At 62.4% G+C, this 15,032-nt stretch carries 17 protein-coding genes; 5 read left to right on the top strand and 12 right to left on the bottom strand.

What is annotated here, in order from left to right; translation table 11 throughout:
* Nucleotides 1–122: 122 nt before the first annotated feature.
* From LCF59_RS03585 to LCF59_RS03575, 3 genes are all read left to right on the top strand, one after another.
* Entirely contained in the window at nucleotides 123–1,208 is a 1,086-nt protein-coding gene (locus LCF59_RS03585) for an ABC transporter permease (RefSeq protein WP_292285660.1), read from the top strand.
* Nucleotides 1,208–2,140, top strand: a complete 933-nt coding sequence (locus LCF59_RS03580; protein ID WP_292285937.1) for an ABC transporter permease — start codon at nucleotides 1,208–1,210, stop codon at nucleotides 2,138–2,140. The genes LCF59_RS03585 and LCF59_RS03580 overlap by 1 nt, the downstream gene beginning before the upstream one ends.
* Before the next feature lie 62 nt (nucleotides 2,141–2,202).
* On the top strand, nucleotides 2,203–3,309 hold the full coding sequence (locus LCF59_RS03575) for a BMP family ABC transporter substrate-binding protein (RefSeq protein WP_292285658.1): 1,107 nt from the start codon (nucleotides 2,203–2,205) through the stop codon (nucleotides 3,307–3,309).
* 89 nt (nucleotides 3,310–3,398) lie between these two features.
* On the opposite strand, the gene LCF59_RS03570 is transcribed toward LCF59_RS03575, so the two are convergent.
* Both LCF59_RS03570 and LCF59_RS03565 read right to left on the bottom strand, forming a co-directional pair.
* Nucleotides 3,399–3,896, bottom strand: coding sequence for a plastocyanin/azurin family copper-binding protein (locus LCF59_RS03570; RefSeq protein WP_292285656.1), 498 nt, complete (start codon nucleotides 3,894–3,896; stop codon nucleotides 3,399–3,401).
* A 182-nt stretch (nucleotides 3,897–4,078) separates the two neighbouring features.
* The gene (locus tag LCF59_RS03565) at nucleotides 4,079–4,483 is read right to left on the bottom strand and encodes a cytochrome c (RefSeq protein WP_292285654.1); all 405 of its coding nucleotides are present in this window, start codon (nucleotides 4,481–4,483) and stop codon (nucleotides 4,079–4,081) included.
* Between the two features lie 132 nt (nucleotides 4,484–4,615).
* On the opposite strand from LCF59_RS03565, the gene LCF59_RS03560 reads away from it, so the two are divergent.
* Nucleotides 4,616–5,329, top strand: a complete 714-nt coding sequence (locus LCF59_RS03560; RefSeq protein WP_292285652.1) for a DUF1194 domain-containing protein — start codon at nucleotides 4,616–4,618, stop codon at nucleotides 5,327–5,329.
* Nucleotides 5,330–5,460: 131 nt separating this feature from the next.
* Here the strand turns inward: LCF59_RS03560 and LCF59_RS03555 are convergent, their stop codons facing one another.
* From LCF59_RS03555 to LCF59_RS03535, 5 genes are all read right to left on the bottom strand, one after another.
* Nucleotides 5,461–6,525: an Mrp/NBP35 family ATP-binding protein gene (locus tag LCF59_RS03555; protein WP_292285650.1), complete on the bottom strand. Its 1,065-nt coding sequence runs from the start codon at nucleotides 6,523–6,525 to the stop codon at nucleotides 5,461–5,463.
* A 2-nt stretch (nucleotides 6,526–6,527) separates the two neighbouring features.
* Nucleotides 6,528–6,719 carry a DUF6494 family protein gene (locus LCF59_RS03550; RefSeq protein ID WP_292285648.1) on the bottom strand — a complete coding sequence of 64 codons (192 nt, stop codon included), beginning with the start codon at nucleotides 6,717–6,719 and terminating at the stop codon, nucleotides 6,528–6,530.
* 173 nt (nucleotides 6,720–6,892) lie between these two features.
* Nucleotides 6,893–7,696, bottom strand: coding sequence for an aspartate dehydrogenase (locus tag LCF59_RS03545; RefSeq protein ID WP_292285646.1), 804 nt, complete (start codon nucleotides 7,694–7,696; stop codon nucleotides 6,893–6,895).
* On the bottom strand, nucleotides 7,693–8,907 hold the full coding sequence (locus LCF59_RS03540; protein ID WP_292285644.1) for a pyridoxal phosphate-dependent aminotransferase: 1,215 nt from the start codon (nucleotides 8,905–8,907) through the stop codon (nucleotides 7,693–7,695). Before LCF59_RS03540 ends, LCF59_RS03545 begins: the two co-directional genes overlap by 4 nt.
* A 219-nt stretch (nucleotides 8,908–9,126) precedes the next feature.
* Nucleotides 9,127–9,603, bottom strand: a complete 477-nt coding sequence (locus LCF59_RS03535; protein WP_292285642.1) for a tetratricopeptide repeat protein — start codon at nucleotides 9,601–9,603, stop codon at nucleotides 9,127–9,129.
* Nucleotides 9,604–9,639: 36 nt separating this feature from the next.
* Between LCF59_RS03535 and LCF59_RS03530 the strand changes: the two genes are divergently transcribed.
* On the top strand, nucleotides 9,640–10,899 hold the full coding sequence (locus LCF59_RS03530; protein ID WP_292285640.1) for a cytochrome c peroxidase: 1,260 nt from the start codon (nucleotides 9,640–9,642) through the stop codon (nucleotides 10,897–10,899).
* A gap of 57 nt (nucleotides 10,900–10,956) precedes the next feature.
* Here the strand turns inward: LCF59_RS03530 and LCF59_RS03525 are convergent, their stop codons facing one another.
* The 5 genes from LCF59_RS03525 to ureC all read right to left on the bottom strand — a co-directional run bounded on the left by LCF59_RS03525 (nucleotide 10,957) and on the right by ureC (nucleotide 15,031).
* The gene (locus LCF59_RS03525) at nucleotides 10,957–11,379 is read right to left on the bottom strand and encodes an NUDIX hydrolase (RefSeq protein ID WP_367273343.1); all 423 of its coding nucleotides are present in this window, start codon (nucleotides 11,377–11,379) and stop codon (nucleotides 10,957–10,959) included.
* Nucleotides 11,380–11,512: 133 nt separating this feature from the next.
* Nucleotides 11,513–12,124: an urease accessory protein UreG gene (gene ureG / locus LCF59_RS03520; protein ID WP_292285636.1), complete on the bottom strand. Its 612-nt coding sequence runs from the start codon at nucleotides 12,122–12,124 to the stop codon at nucleotides 11,513–11,515.
* The gene (locus tag LCF59_RS03515) at nucleotides 12,121–12,771 is read right to left on the bottom strand and encodes an urease accessory protein UreF (RefSeq protein WP_292285634.1); all 651 of its coding nucleotides are present in this window, start codon (nucleotides 12,769–12,771) and stop codon (nucleotides 12,121–12,123) included. Before LCF59_RS03515 ends, ureG begins: the two co-directional genes overlap by 4 nt.
* Nucleotides 12,743–13,183, bottom strand: coding sequence for an urease accessory protein UreE (locus tag LCF59_RS03510; protein WP_292285632.1), 441 nt, complete (start codon nucleotides 13,181–13,183; stop codon nucleotides 12,743–12,745). The genes LCF59_RS03515 and LCF59_RS03510 overlap by 29 nt, the downstream gene beginning before the upstream one ends.
* Before the next feature lie 87 nt (nucleotides 13,184–13,270).
* The gene (ureC, locus tag LCF59_RS03505) at nucleotides 13,271–15,031 is read right to left on the bottom strand and encodes an urease subunit alpha (RefSeq protein ID WP_292285630.1); all 1,761 of its coding nucleotides are present in this window, start codon (nucleotides 15,029–15,031) and stop codon (nucleotides 13,271–13,273) included.
* Nucleotide 15,032 lies beyond the last annotated feature (1 nt).

Below are 15,032 nucleotides of genomic sequence, written 5' to 3'. Positions count from 1 at the left end.
AAGTCTGATTTGCAAATTTTTGCGGAGACAACGCCTGACGGGTGCGCGCGCTTCCGCCGTTCTTCTCTTTCCAAATATGCAGATCCCGCCGCCTGCCACCTGGCACATTCGGAGGGATCTGCATGATCCGGCTTGAAAAGCGCCCGCAGCCCTCGAAAACCTGGACAGTGGCGACGCCGATCCTGGCAGTGGTCCTGACGATGATTTTCGGCGGTATCATGTTCGGCCTGATTGGCACATCGCCGGTCGAAGCGATCCGGACGATTTTCTGGGACCCGTTGTTCCACCCGCAATTCGCGAATTTCTCGCGGCCGCAACTCTTGGTCAAGGCCGGCCCGTTGATCCTCATTGCCATCGGCCTGTCCATCGGCTTCCGGGCCGGCATCTGGAATATCGGGGCCGAGGGCCAGTATATCATGGGAGCCATCGTCGGCGCGGCAGCCGGGCTGGCGCTTTATCCGATGGAGTCGGCGCTGATCCTGCCTTTGATGATCGTTGCAGGCGCCCTCGGGGGGTGGGCCTGGGCGATGATTCCCGGCCTGCTCAAGGTGAAATTCGGCACGAATGAAATCCTCGTATCGCTGATGCTGGTCTACGTGGCCGAGAATATCCTTGCCTCGGTCTCCTCGGGCGTGTTGCGCAACCCCGAAGGCATGGGCTTTCCCGGGTCACGCAACCTCGCGCAATGGTCCTCGTCCCAGAACCTCGACTTGATCCCGGGTACGGGGATGCATCTGGGTGTTCTGTCGGCCTTCATCGCGGTCATCCTCGCTTATGTGCTGCTCACACGGCATATTCAGGGGTTCAACATTCGCCTGTCAGGGCAGGCCCCGCGCGCCGCGAAATTCGCGGGAGTGGCCCCCGCGCGGATCATTCTGTTCTGTCTCGGGATGGCCGGGGCGCTGGCCGGAATGGCGGGCCTGTTCGAGGTCACGGGGCCCGCAGGGCAAGTCAGCATCGACTTCGGGTCGGGCTACGGCTTCACCGCGATCATCGTGGCCTTTCTGGGCCGCTTGCATCCGGTGGGTATCCTGCTGGCCGGGCTGCTGATGGCGCTGACCTATATCGGCGGCGAGTTGGCGCAACTGATGCTGGGCGTGCCCGGCGCGTCGATCCAGTTGTTCCAAGGGATGTTGCTGTTCTTCCTGCTGGGGGTCGACGTTCTGACAAATTATCGCGTCCGGTTCGGCGCAGGCGAGGTGGCATGATGGACCTGAGCAACATCAATCCGATCCTGCTGATCGCCTCGATCATGATCTCGGCCACGCCGATCCTGCTGGCCGCTCTGGGTGAAATGGTGGTCGAGAAATCAGGCGTTCTGAACCTCGGGGTCGAGGGCATGATGATCTCGGGCGCCGTGATCGGTTTCATCGTCGCGATCAACACCGGCGCGCCGCTTCTGGGCTTTGCCACGGCGGCGGTGGCGGGTGCGGTCCTGTCGCTGAGTTTTGGCATTCTGACGCAGGTGCTCCTGTCCAATCAGGTGGCCACTGGTCTGGGCCTGACACTGTTGGGGCTGGGGCTGTCATCGCTTCTGGGCAAACCGTATGAGGGGATGAAAGCGGAAACCCTGCCGAAGCTCGACATCCCCGTTCTGGGCGATCTGCCCGTGGTGGGGCGGATGCTGTTCAGCCATGACATCATGGTCTATCTCAGCCTCGCGCTGGTGGTCGCGGTCTGGGCCTTCCTCAAGTACACCCGCGCGGGGCTGATCCTGCGCGCGGTGGGCGAAAGCCATGACAGCGCCCATGCGCTGGGCTACAAGGTGGTGCGCGTGCGCCTGCTGGCGATCATGTTCGGCGGCGCCTGTGCCGGTCTTGGGGGCGCCTATCTGAGCCTCGTGCGGGTTCCGCAATGGACCGAAGGCATGACTGCCGGGGCCGGCTGGATCGCGCTGGCCATCGTGGTGTTTGCCAGCTGGCGCGCCGGGCGGGTCCTGATCGGAGCCTATCTTTTTGGCGGGATCACTGTGCTGCAACTCAATTTGCAAGCCGCCGGATTGACTTGGGGTGTGCAATACTTGTCGATGTCACCGTATCTGATAACCATCCTTGTGCTTGTTTTCATCTCGTCCAACCGCAGCCGCAGCAATCATGACGCGCCCGCGACCCTTGGACGGACCTTCCATGCAACCCGCTGAGACCACGTGGGCGCATCACAACCAACGGGGCATCTGCTGCCTCACCAACCGGGAGTAACACTATGATCCGCAGAACACTTCTAGCGACGGCCGCCGCCGGCCTGACGCTGGCCCTCGGCGCGCCTGCCATGGCGCAAGACGATCCGACGAAAGCCTGTTTCGTCTATGTCGGCCCCATCGGGGACGGGGGCTGGACCTATCAGCACCACCAGGGCGCGCTGGCCTTGCAAGAGGAATACGGCGATGCCGTCGAGATTGCTTATCAGGAAAGTGTGCCGGAAGGCGCCGATTCCGAGCGTGTGATCACCCAGATGGCGCTGTCGGGCTGTGACATCATCTTCACCACGTCCTTCGGTTACATGGACCCGACCAACAACGTCGCGGCCAAGTTCCCGGATGTGAAGTTCGAACACTCCACCGGCTACAAGCGCGAGCATCCGAACGTGTCGACCTATAACGCGCGCTTCTACGAAGGCCGCGCCGTGGTGGGCCACATTGCTGGCAAGATGACCGAGACCAACAAGATCGGCTATATCGGGTCCTTCCCGATCCCCGAGGTGATCATGGGCATCAATTCCTACTATCATCACGCCAAGCTGGCGAACCCGGAGGTCGAACTGGTCGTGACATGGGCCTACACTTGGTTCGACCCGGCGAAAGAGGCCGACGCGGCGCGTGCGATGCTCGATCAGGGCGTTGACGTGATCACCGCGCACACCGATTCAACCGCGCCTCTGGCGGAAATCGGCAAGGAAGATGGCTCTGCATGGGGCTTTGGCCAGGCATCCGACATGGCGGCCTTCATGACCAACGAGGACGGCACACCGGGACCGCGCATCGCGTCGATCATCGACGACTGGTCGCCCTATTACATCAAGCGCGTGGGCCAGTTGATGGACGGCACCTACGAGCAGATCGACAGCTGGGCCGGCATGCCCGAAGGGGAGGTCGTGATCGGCGAGATGAACGACGCGATTCCCGATGACGTGAAGGCCGAGGCGGAAGCCCTGATCGCATCGATCGAAACCGGTGAATACCATCCCTTCACCGGCCCGATCAACAAGCAGGACGGATCCGCATGGCTTGCCGAGGGCGAGACGGCCAAGGACGGCACGTTGCTGGGCATGGATTTCTACATCGAAGGCATCACCGGCGACATTCCGAATTGATTGACCGCAGGTCGATATGAAAAGACGCAAAAGCCCCGCGATATGCGGGGCTTTTGATTTTGCAGGACCCGCATTTTCAAGCCGATGGTTTACGTGGCCGCAAGACCGTCCGCTTCGATCTGTTCAAACAGGGCGTCGAACTTGTCTTGCAGGCGACGCGGCCTGTGGCTGACGGATTTCGCCGCTTCGTAATTGTCCATCTTGCCGTCGCCTTCGACGACAATCATACCCGCCATGGCAAGCGACACATGCGGCTGGCACACGTATCCGTAGAACCCTGGCACCTGGAGGTTCAGTTCGACCTCTTCATTGATCCCGCCGCGCCAGTCGTCGGCCCCGTCGGGCAGCATCCCGTCAACAGATACCGTGTTATGCCCCCGGTCAGTGGGGATGAAACGCAGGGTGTCACCGGGCTGTGCCACGATGATGTCCGGGTAGAACACCATATTGATCCGCTCTTCGGGGTGGCGGTTCAGCATTTCGACGTCCAGCGTCTGCTGCGCGAAGGCCCGTCGCGGTGCCAAGGCTGCCGCTGTTGCAGCGCTTGCGGTCATTAAAAGCTGTCGGCGTTTCATCATGAATGGCATTATTCTGCTCCTGAACATTCTTCATGTTGCTGCGTGCACACAGGTTCGTTGCTGTGCAAATTGCAGCCTGCGTTGTCTCACGCATCAACAAGTAGGAGGAATGGAGCCGTGGAAACGCCCGTCTCACAGAGATGTCAGACGGGGTGGACATGCTGAAATCTTGGCTACATACAACGTGCCATTCAGTCAGATTGAACCGACATCAGGTAAGCAACCAGATCGGCCATCGGTTGCGGAACAAGGATGGGCTGAGCATCGGCGAGTTTCATCGGTACATTCGCAACCCCCTCGAAATACGGCCCGAACACCGGCATCGGGGATCCATGGCTCACAAGTGGGTCTGTCCCGTCGATCCGCTTGAGAACCCGCTCCAATGGAAATGTACCGTCATTTCGGCTGGAAAGCGTGGTGAGGTCGATCGGTTGCAAGACAAGCGCCGGGGCCAACGGACCCTGCCCCTCGGCATCGGCACCATGACAACTTGCGCAATGCGTCTGGTACAACGCGCGCCCTTGGTCAGCATCTTGCGCTGGCAGGGCCGTTGCCGACAGACACAGCGCGATAAGGCAGGCAGTGGATCGTCGCATGGGCTTTCTCCTTCTGTCTGAAACACGGGCAATTCTAGGCGCCGTGACAAAAACCCGCGTTGATCGGGATCAATCGCTTTGTCGTTTCCGTCAGGCAGGCTAACCTTTGTGGCGGATGCACGGGAGACGACGATGCGGTATGTGTTGATCTGTTTGATCTGTCTCGCACCGCCCCTTCGGGCGCAGGACACCGATCTTGAGCTGGTTCTGCTGGCCGATGCGTCCGGCTCCATCGACCAGCGCGAGATCGAGTTTCAGCGCCAGGGATACGCGCAGGCGATCACTGATCCCGAGGTGCTCGCTGCCATTGCCGATACGGCCTATGGCTCGATCGCCGTGACCTATGTCGAATGGGCCGCCAACCAGGCCGTTGTCGCCGACTGGCGCCGGATCGACGGGCCGCAGAGCGCAGCCGATTTCGCCGCAGAATTGCTGAACAAACCGCGACAGGCTTACGGCCGCAACGCCATCGGTGCCGCGCTGATCGAAGGGTTGCGGCTGATGGACACCAATGAATTCGACGGCTGGCGGCGGGTGATCGACTTTTCTGGGGATTCCGCGCGCAGCTATTCCGGACCCTCCATCGCCGAGGCGCGCGACACGGTTGTCGCCGCTGGCGTGACAATCAACGCCTTGCCGATCCTGCGTCCCGACGACCCCGGCCGCGCGCAAGGCGGGCTGGAAGCGCAATACGAGGCGCAGATCATTGGCGGGCTGGGCGCCTTCGTCGTGACGGCCGAGGATCGCGCGTCGTTTGCCGACGCGGTGAAACGCAAACTGATCCTCGAGATTTCAGGCGAGATGCCATCGCGCGACGTGGCGGATGTGTCGTCCCCCCGGCCCTGACCTGCAAGCCCCTTGGAAAGGGTCCTGCGCGCGCAAAGACGGGGTCGAAAGCGGTGATGCGCCGTCCCGGTCCGGGCTGCACGTCCCTTGCGTTTGCCGCCCCCGCCTGCGCGGGACACCCGGTCCGGGGCTTATGCGCGTTCAGCGGCCACCAGTGTGCGGGCAAGATCACGGAACGCCCCGGCTTGCGGGCTGTCGGGTTTCGACACGACGATCGGCGTGCCGTCATCGGATGAGGTCCGGATATCTATATGCAACGGGATCTCGGCCAGCAGGGGTATGCCCAGTTTCGCGGATTCCGCCGAGACACCACCGTGACCGAAGATGTGTTCCTCGTGGCCGCAATTCGAACAGATATGCGTCGACATGTTCTCGATAAGCCCGACAATCGGCACGTTCATCTGGTTGAACATATCGATCCCCTTGCGCGCATCGAGCAGCGCCACGTCCTGCGGCGTCGAGACCACGATGGCGCCATCCACATGGGCCTTCTGTGCCAGCGTCATCTGCACGTCACCGGTGCCCGGTGGCAGGTCCACCAACAGGACATCCAGAGCGCCCCATTGCACCTGCATCAACATCTGCTGCAAAGCGCCCATGAGCATCGGGCCGCGCCAGACGACCGCCTGGCCTTCGTTAACCATCAGCCCGATGGACATCATGGTGACGCCGAAATTGCGCATCGGCAGGATCGTCTTGCCATCAGGGCTGGCGGGACGACCCGACACACCCAGCATGCGCGGCTGGCTGGGGCCGAAGACATCGGCGTCAAGAAGACCGACCTTGCGGCCCTCTGCCGCCAACGCGCAGGCAAGGTTCGCCGACACGGTGGACTTGCCCACGCCCCCCTTGCCCGAGGCAATCGCGATGATCCGGTCAACGCCGGGAATTTTCTCGGGGCCTGCCGGTTTCGACTTGGCCCCGCCTTTCAAATCCGGCGGCGGTTTGGGCGCGGAATGAGCGGTCATCACTGCCGACACAGATGTGACGCCCAGTGCCTTGACCGCGTCCTCGGCCGCCTGCCGCACAGGGCCATAGGCTTCGGCCCGGTCCTCTGCCACCTCGACGACGAAACGCACCGCGTCGCCATCCACATGCAGCGCCCGCACAACGCCGGCAGACACGATATCCTTGCCGGAGTCCGGATCGGTCACGGATTTCAGCGCGGCAATGACCGCCTCTCTCTCGATGGCCACGGTCAGTCCTGTCCGGTGATCTTGCCGGTCACGACATGTTCGAGGTCAAGCTCATCAATCGTCAGCACAACCTTCGCGTCAAATGTCTTGCCGCTGATGTCGGCGTTGCGCATCGCCTCTTCGATGACCTGCTGGGACGTCACCCCGACCTGCTTGAGGAACTTGCGCATCGACATGTTGAAATCATCGCTCATATTTTCTCTCCTTGCGGTCCCTGCCCATGTCCGACGAGCTAGAGCAGTGACGGGTCTAAGCCAGCGCCCCGGTGCATTCAACCAAGCCGCACCCCGCGCAAGTCGGCAGCGGGCGTCCCGCTTTTTGTCCCGGCTGGCCAAGCGACGCCGGCGATGCCGCCTTTATCGACGCCTCAGGTCCCGACGCGCAGCACCGCAGACCTTTGCCGAAGCATCGCGATGACGCTGAGCGCGGTGATCTTGCCCGTTGCGGGGTTCTCATCGCTCGGCCGATTCTGGATCTCCATGGTGAAATCCGAACTGTCCGAGGTCACACGCACCGTGTGCAGATTCCGCTCCAGCGCCGGATCAGCCCAGACCTCCATCCGCGTGCAGTCCGGCCCAAACCCGGCAAGGCTCACCGCTGCCGCCACGTTCACATTCGCCGGGAACACCTTCGCAACCTCGCTGACGGTACCGCCAAGAACCAGAAACGGCTCGGACAAATGGCCAAGATCGATCTTGTTTTCCACGACATATGGCGCCTTGACCAAGCCCGCCACGGGCTTTCGCGTCTCGATTACCACGGAATGCAATTCGCCCACCGCGGCACCCTTGATCGCGTCCAGCCCCAACATCGCGCCCGACGGCACAGAGATCCGCGCGCCCGTGGTCTCGGCCAGATCGAACAGGGCTTGCTGGCCCAGTAGTTGGCTTGCCGACAGGACAACCAGTTCCTTGCCGGCCTCGATGACGGGTCGCGCCAAATCCATGAAAAGCCCCGGCGGCAAGGTTTCGATCACGATATCGGCATGTGCAGCGATCTCGTCCAAAGCATAGACCGGCACCGCCCGCGACAATGCCGCGTTGGCCTCGGCCGCCCGCGCATCACTGCGCGCACAGATACCGGTCAAAGAGCAGCCCGGTATCGTGCCGCGATCCAGTTCCAGCGCCACGCGCATGCCAATGGCGCCTATTCCGGCAATCCCGACCCTCATGCGCGGTACCGCCGGGTCATTTCGACAATCCGGTGCCCTGCCGCCACCGACGCCGCGTGATCCTGCGAAAAATTGAGCCGCACGCTAGACGCGGTATGCGGCGCGAACTCCGATCCCGGCGTCACTGTCACCCCGGCCTGTATCCGCAAGAGCCGCACGAATTCCTCGGGCGACACGACCAGCTGCGGCAGTTTCGGGAACAGATAGCTTCCTGCCTGCGGACAGGCGGTCGGGAACCCGGCGTCGCGGAAGATGGCCAGAAGATCGTCCCTGATCGCCTCATGCTGCGCGATGCGCTCCTGCATCCAGCCTTTCGGTTCATGGAACCACGTCCGCAGCGCCGCTTGCGAATAACCGGCCGCGCGCAGCGACACGATGGCTTGCAGCTTTTCCATCCTGTCGATCAAGGCTGCCGCCCCGAAGGCGACGCCAAGGCGAAAGCCACTGAGCGATTCCGTCTTCGACGGCCCCATGATCGTAATCACGTTTTCGGGCCGGTCTGCACAGGCGCGCAGATGGGTAAAGCTTTCACCGCTGTAAAGCAGCCGGGAGTAAAGCTGATCCACGATCACCGTCACACCATGCCGCGCCGCCAGCCGCGCGATTTCGCGGATCGACGCCTCGGGCGTCACGACACCCGTCGGGTTGTTCGGGGTGGAGAAGACAAGCACCTCGGCCCCTGCCGCAAACGCGTCTTCCAACTGGCCAAGATCGGGACCGTTCTTTGCCGCACTGTCCTGATAGTGCAATGTCACGGGCAGGATCTCCCCACCGAAAAACGTCACCAGCTTGCGGTTGGCGAAATAGTCCGGCTCCAGCACCACGACCTTGGTGCCCTGGTCCACCACCGCCCCAAGCGCGAGAAACAACGCGCCTTGCGTGCCCGGCGTGATGATCAACTCGTCCACCGGATCGACGGGTGCGTTGGTAAAGGCGGCCAGGCTGGCTGCCACGGTCTCGCGCAGATCAGCCGCGCCACGATACTCGGTATAGGCCTGCGCGCCCCCTGTCGCGAACCCGGCCTCCCATGCGTCACGGGCACCCGGTGTCGGCGTAAAGGCATCCACGTCACCATGCGAAAAATCCACCGGCACACCGGGCAGGATATCCCCACGCATCACCGATTGCAGATCGTCGCCGGTCTGGCGCGCTTCCTGACCCGGTGCATTCTCGGCCCCCAGCCGCGCAAATTTTGCGTCCAGCCTGCTCATGAGTCGCTCTCCCTATTCTGATCTTTGCATTGCATAACCCGCCCAGACGATCTCTGCCAGTTCTCACGACACGCGGGTCTTGCGCCGCCGGGACAGACCCTCTTTCCTCATGCGACAGGAAATGACACGGGTTTCGGGGTCCGACATCAAAAGCAACAGCCTTCTGGGGGCCGGCGCCCAAATTCCGCCACTTGCCTGTGGCAGGACAATTCGCAAAACTCAGCGAAACGGGTAGAGCCAGACCCGGTAATCATCCACGAGCGTTTGCGCATGTTCGATCTGCTCCGGTGTCATTTTCTTGACCACCTCCTCGACCGAGACCGCCGCGTCGGGGTCGCCGCCGATCGTGCTCAGCTGGTACCAGAGGAAGGCCCGCACGAGATCGGGGGCGGGCATGCCCAATCCGGTCTCGTAATACCATCCGACACCCGATTGCGCGCCCGCATGGCCCTTCATCGCGGACCGCAGGTACCAGTCAAAGGCGCGGACATAGTCCTGCTCGACCCCCAGACCCAGCGCGTACATCACACCGATCAGTTCCTCGGCCTCGGCATTGCCCGAGCGCGCCGCAGGCCAGAGCGCCTCGCGCGCTTCTGCAAACTGCCCCTCCTCCATCAGGTCGCGCGCGTCCTCGATATCGGCAAGGGCCGGTCCCGCAAACGTGCACAGAACAAACAACCATCCGCTCGGCTTCATCTTGGTTTGCTCTTCCCTTTGTGCCTCGGCGCCCGGATGGCCCTGGCCGAGCCGATCACTGCCGAGGATTTCATCGATTTCGACGCGGGTCAGGCCAAACTGGGCCAGCTTTTATTCTACGACAAGATCCTGGCAGGCAACAGGAATATTTCCTGCGGCACCTGCCATCATCACGATCTCGGGGGCACTGACGGTCTGTCGCTCGGCATCGGTGAGGGGGGCCGCGGCCTTGGTCCGGACCGCACGCCCGGCGATGGCGCGGACCGCATTGCCAAGCGCATACCGCGCAACGCGCCGGCGCTGTGGAACCTTGGACACAAGGACGTGGACACCCTTTTCCACGATGGACGGCTGGAGGTGTCGGATATCTACGGCAATGGCTTTGACAGCCCGGCGGAAGAATGGCTGCCACAGGGGCTTGAAACGGTGCTGGCCGCGCAGGCGCTTTTGCCGATGGCATCGCAGTTCGAAATGGCTGGCAACGTTGGCGAAAACGCCGTGATCGGAGCGGTGACCGACCGGATCGATCTGGGTTGGCCGATCCTCGCCAAGCGGGTGCGCACGATCCCCGAATACGGCGCCATGTTCGTTGCGGCATTCGACCATATCGACCGGCCCGAGGATGTCACGATTGTCGAGATCGGAAATGCACTGGCGGCCTTTATCGGAACGGAGTGGGCAAATTACGATAGCCCCTATGACGCGTTCCTGACCGATGGAACCCCGCTGCCTGCCGATGCCGAGCGTGGGCGGCACTTGTTCTTTGGCAAGGCAGGCTGCGCGCAGTGTCACAATGGGCCGCTGCTGAGCGATCAGGATTTCCACGCGATGGCGCTGCCCGCCTTTGGCCCCGGCCGCACGCGCCGCTGGGATCCGGTCCCGCGCGACGTCGGGCGCATGGGCGCGACCGACGATCTGGAAGACGCCTACCGCTTTCGCACACCGCAGCTGCGCAATGTCGCGCTGACCGCGCCTTACGGGCATAACGGGGCCTACACCTCGTTGCGCGATATGGTGCGTCACATGGCCGACCCGGCCAAGGCACGGGCCGATTGGACCCCGGCACAGGCAAAACTGCCCGAAATTTCATGGCTGCACGAGATTGATTTCGTGATCCGGTCCGACCGTTTCGAAATGGCACGACAGGCGGCAACACTCGATACCCGCCCCGTGACGCTCTCCGAGGCAGAGGTCGACGATATCGTGGCGTTCCTCGAAAGCCTGACCGGTAAAACGGCCCTGGACCGCCCTCTGGGACGGCCCGACAGGGTGCCAAGCGGACTGCCGGTCGATTGAGTCGCGAAAAAACGCGGGCAGATGGTTTATTCCACGCTTTCGTGGATTTGACCGTGTTCAAGACGCCTTGAGGAAGTCTCGGATCACCGGTTGTTTGGCTGGTTTTTTCGACAGGCTCTTGAGCAGTTTTGCCAGCTTCGGCTCGCTCACACGCTTGGCTGCATCCTTGGCGCTGAACCAACGGCGCTTGCGTTGGCCGCGCTCTTTCCAATTGCGCTTCAGTTTTTCGACAACCATCGGATAGACATCGACCTCGCATTTCAGCGAGCTGCCATCGCCAAGCCTCTTCTTGTAGGTGTAGGTGCCGATCACATCCTGCCCGATATAGCCAACCGCGCCCGCCTCTTCCAGCGCTTCGATCTCGGCGGCAGTCCACGGCTTTTTGCCATCCATGGTCCATCCCTTCGGCATGATCCAGCGCCCGGTATCCCGCGAGGTGACCATCAGCACCCGGAAATCGCCGTTGTCTTTCCAACGCATTGGCAATGCCGCGATTTGTTTGCCAGTTTCGGCCATGCCCCACCGTTACTTGTTGTTAAAAATGCACTCGATATCCAGAAAATACATATCTTGCATACATTTGGCAAACATACCGCGTCCAGATGACAAGACCTTAAAGACCACTCAGGTCTTTCAAATGCGTCAGGACGGCATCAACGCCGTCCTCTTGCCGTATCGACGCAAAGACGAAGGGCCGATCGTTGCGCACTCGTGTCGCGTCGCGCTTCATCACGTCGAGGGACGCGCCGACATGCGGGGCAAGATCGGTCTTGTTGATCACCAGGATGTCCGACCGGGTCAGCGCCGGGCCGCCCTTGCGCGGGATCTCCTCTCCCGCCGCGACGTCGATCACATAGAGCGTCACATCGGCCAGTTCCGGGCTGAAGGTGGCCGACAGGTTGTCGCCACCCGATTCGATCAATACGACCTCGACATCCGGGTGGCGTTTGACCATCTCGGCCACGGCGGCAAGGTTGATCGACGCGTCCTCGCGGATCGCGGTGTGCGGGCAGCCGCCGGTTTCCACCCCGATCACCCGGTCCTGCGGCAGGATCTGCATCCGCATCAACGCTTCGGCGTCTTCCTGCGTGTAGATGTCATTGGTGATCACCCCCACCGAATGAGTCTCTTTCAACCGTTTGGCGAGCGCCGCCGTGAGCGAGGTTTTCCCGGCCCCCACCGGGCCGCCGATACCAACGCGTAAGGGTCCATTGCGGGAGGTCATGTGCGGAAAATCCTTGGGCTGAGGGTTTCGTGACGCATTGCCGCGATATCGGCGGCAAAGCTCTGGTTTGTCAGATCGTTCAGGGTCTTGTCCTTGCTTGCCCTTGCGACGTCCGAGCAAAGCGGCGCAAGGGCGGCGACGATCCGCTGCGCCTCGGTCTGGCCCAGCGCCATCAGGCGTTGGCAGGCGGCGACCACGGCACTCACCCAGGCATGCAGGTACATTTGCACCGCAAGCGTCAGCGGCAGGTCAAGTTGGCGGATACCGACTCCAAGAGCGACAGGATAAGTCAGGCCCGTCGCCTCGACGTGCCAGGTCGCGCGCAGTTGGGCACAAAAGGCCGCCCCCTGCGCGTCGATCTCCAGCAGACGTTCGCGGCTGGGGCAGACGGCCCGCGCAATCTGGTCCACCTCGATTGGATTGACCGCATGGGCCGCAACCCGGATCAGGATCGCGTCGACCATCCCGTTTCCGTCGCGCAGCATGTCCGACAGCCAATCCTCCACTGTTGCGGGCGTGACGACCCCGTCGGCAATCGCCTGCTCCAGCCCGCTGGAATAGGCGAAGGCCCCGATGGGAAAGCCCGGCGACAACCATTGCGCCAGCGTCAGGACCGGGTCAGTGGGCGTGCGAATGGGTCCGTCCATGACCATACGCGCCTCCTTCGGGGGTGAACGGTTCGACACGTTCCATCACCGTGGCACCCAGCTTTCCCAGCATGTCACGGATCACGTGATCGGGCTGGATCAACAGGCGGGTTTGTTCAACCTGGCACGGCGTGTGGCGATTACCGATGTGCCATGCAAGGCGGACGAGATCGTCACCGGTGATCTCCAGAAGCGGTTCCGGGGCGGCGATCACCTCGATCTCGCGCCCGTCCCCGAGTTTGAGCGCGCCTTTTTGATCGAGCGATGTGGTCTGTTCCAGATCGAGCAGGAAGGACAGGCCGCCATCGGTGGTCAGAACGCGCCGCCGCAGGAAGCGGGACTCGTAGCTTAGGGAAATCGTGTCGGCAGGGGTGCCGTGGGTGTGGGGGTGGTAGGTAGAGGCTGTGAGCATCTGGGACTTCTCAGGTTAGCGATGTGACGCGACCGACCAGGCGCATCAGGCCGCGTTGCGACGTGCATGCCCTTGGACCGGCCCGCATCAAAACAGGAAATACCGCTGCGCCATCGGCAGGACCTCGGCGGGTTCGCAGATCAGCAATTCGCCATCGGCGCGCACTTCGTAGGTTTCAGGGTTCACCTCGACCTTGGGGGTGGCACTGTTCAGCTTGAGGTCAGACTTTCCGATCCCGCGCGTGTTCTGCACGGCCAGCGTTTTCTTGGCGATGCCAAGCGTGTCGCCGATGCCATCTGCCTGCGCCGCTTCGGACACGAAGACCACCGCAGAGTGTTCGACGCTGCGCCCGTAGGCCCCGAACATGGGCCGCGAATAAACCGGTTGCGGCGTCGGGATCGACGCGTTGGGATCACCCATCTGGGCACAGGCAATGGTGCCGCCCAGCAGAACCATATCGGGTTTCACGCCAAAGAACGCCGGGTTCCAGAGGCACAGGTCGGCGCGTTTGCCTTCCTCGATGCTGCCGATGTGCTGGCTGATACCATGCGCGATGGCCGGGTTGATCGTGTATTTCGCGATATAGCGACGGACGCGCATGTTGTCGTTTTCGCCGGTTTCCTCGGCCAGCCGCCCGCGTTGCTTGCGCATCTTGTCGGCGGTTTGCCAGGTGCGAATGATCACCTCGCCCACCCGGCCCATCGCCTGGCTGTCAGACGCGATGATCGAAAACGCCCCCATGTCGTGCAGGATATCCTCGGCCGCGATGGTCTCGCGCCGGATACGGCTTTCGGCAAAGGCGATGTCCTCGGGAATGCATTTGTCGAGATGGTGACAGACCATGAGCATGTCGAGATGCTCTTCCAGCGTGTTCACCGTGAAAGGCCGCGTCGGGTTGGTCGAGGACGGCAGGACGTGCTCTTCGCCACAGATCTTGATGATGTCCGGCGCGTGCCCGCCCCCTGCCCCTTCGGTATGGAAAGCGTGGATCGTGCGGCCCTTCATGGCCTTGACGGTGTGTTCGACAAAGCCGCTTTCGTTCAGGGTGTCGGTGTGGATCATCACCTGCACATCCATCGCGTCGGCGACACTCAGGCAGCAGTCGATCGCGGCCGGGGTGGTGCCCCAATCCTCGTGCAGTTTAAGCGCACAGGCCCCCGCCTTGACCTGTTCTTCCAGTGCAGCAGGCAGCGACGCGTTGCCCTTGCCCGCAAAGGCGAGGTTCATCGGAAACGCATCGGCGGCTTGCAACATGCGCCCGATATGCCAGGGACCCGGCGTGCAGGTGGTGGCCAAAGTGCCGTGTGCGGGGCCGGTGCCGCCGCCCAGCATGGTGGTCAGGCCGGAATGCAGCGCGTCCTCGATCTGCTGTGGGCAGATGAAATGAATATGGCTGTCGAAGCCGCCCGCTGTCAGGATGCGCCCCTCGGCCGCGATCACCTCGGTGCCGGGCCCGACGATGATGTCGACGCCCGGTTGCGTGTCGGGATTGCCCGCCTTGCCGATGGTGTGGATGCGCCCGTCGCGCAGGCCGACATCCGCCTTGTAGACGCCGGTATAATCCACGATCAGCGCGTTGGTGATGACCGTGTCCACCGCCCCTTCGGCGCGCGTCACCTGGCTCTGGCCCATGCCGTCGCGGATCACCTTGCCGCCTCCGAACTTGACCTCTTCTCCATAGACAAGGGCATTCCTGCCGCTGCCAGCAACGGTCGCTGTCCCGACAGCCTCGGCAGTCAGGTCCCGTTCCACCTCGATCACCAGGTCGGTATCGGCCAGCCGCAGCTTGTCGCCCACGGTGGGTCCGAACATGGCGGCATATTCCGCGCGTTTGATCTCTACTGGCATA

The sequence above is a fragment of the Marivita sp. genome (assembly GCF_020055675.1).
GTDB lineage: Bacteria > Pseudomonadota > Alphaproteobacteria > Rhodobacterales > Rhodobacteraceae > Marivita.
Note: the sequence above shows the minus strand (reverse complement) of the source record. Positions and strands in the feature narration are given on the sequence as shown.

Coding starts and splice junctions, on each gene's coding strand:
- LCF59_RS03570 (WP_292285656.1), bottom strand. CDS start 3,896: ATGCCATTCATGATGAAACGCCGACAGCTTTTAATGACCGCAAGCGCT.
- LCF59_RS03510 (WP_292285632.1), bottom strand. CDS start 13,183: ATGCTCACAGCCTCTACCTACCACCCCCACACCCACGGCACCCCTGCC.
- LCF59_RS03575 (WP_292285658.1), top strand. CDS start 2,203: ATGATCCGCAGAACACTTCTAGCGACGGCCGCCGCCGGCCTGACGCTG.
- LCF59_RS03545 (WP_292285646.1), bottom strand. CDS start 7,696: ATGAGGGTCGGGATTGCCGGAATAGGCGCCATTGGCATGCGCGTGGCG.
- ureG (WP_292285636.1), bottom strand. CDS start 12,124: ATGACCTCCCGCAATGGACCCTTACGCGTTGGTATCGGCGGCCCGGTG.
- LCF59_RS03565 (WP_292285654.1), bottom strand. CDS start 4,483: ATGCGACGATCCACTGCCTGCCTTATCGCGCTGTGTCTGTCGGCAACG.
- LCF59_RS03580 (WP_292285937.1), top strand. CDS start 1,208: ATGGACCTGAGCAACATCAATCCGATCCTGCTGATCGCCTCGATCATG.
- LCF59_RS03525 (WP_367273343.1), bottom strand. CDS start 11,379: ATGCGTTGGAAAGACAACGGCGATTTCCGGGTGCTGATGGTCACCTCG.
- ureC (WP_292285630.1), bottom strand. CDS start 15,031: ATGCCAGTAGAGATCAAACGCGCGGAATATGCCGCCATGTTCGGACCC.
- LCF59_RS03530 (WP_292285640.1), top strand. CDS start 9,640: ATGGCCCTGGCCGAGCCGATCACTGCCGAGGATTTCATCGATTTCGAC.
- LCF59_RS03535 (WP_292285642.1), bottom strand. CDS start 9,603: ATGAAGCCGAGCGGATGGTTGTTTGTTCTGTGCACGTTTGCGGGACCG.
- LCF59_RS03585 (WP_292285660.1), top strand. CDS start 123: ATGATCCGGCTTGAAAAGCGCCCGCAGCCCTCGAAAACCTGGACAGTG.
- LCF59_RS03560 (WP_292285652.1), top strand. CDS start 4,616: ATGCGGTATGTGTTGATCTGTTTGATCTGTCTCGCACCGCCCCTTCGG.
- LCF59_RS03540 (WP_292285644.1), bottom strand. CDS start 8,907: ATGAGCAGGCTGGACGCAAAATTTGCGCGGCTGGGGGCCGAGAATGCA.
- LCF59_RS03550 (WP_292285648.1), bottom strand. CDS start 6,719: ATGAGCGATGATTTCAACATGTCGATGCGCAAGTTCCTCAAGCAGGTC.
- LCF59_RS03515 (WP_292285634.1), bottom strand. CDS start 12,771: ATGGACGGACCCATTCGCACGCCCACTGACCCGGTCCTGACGCTGGCG.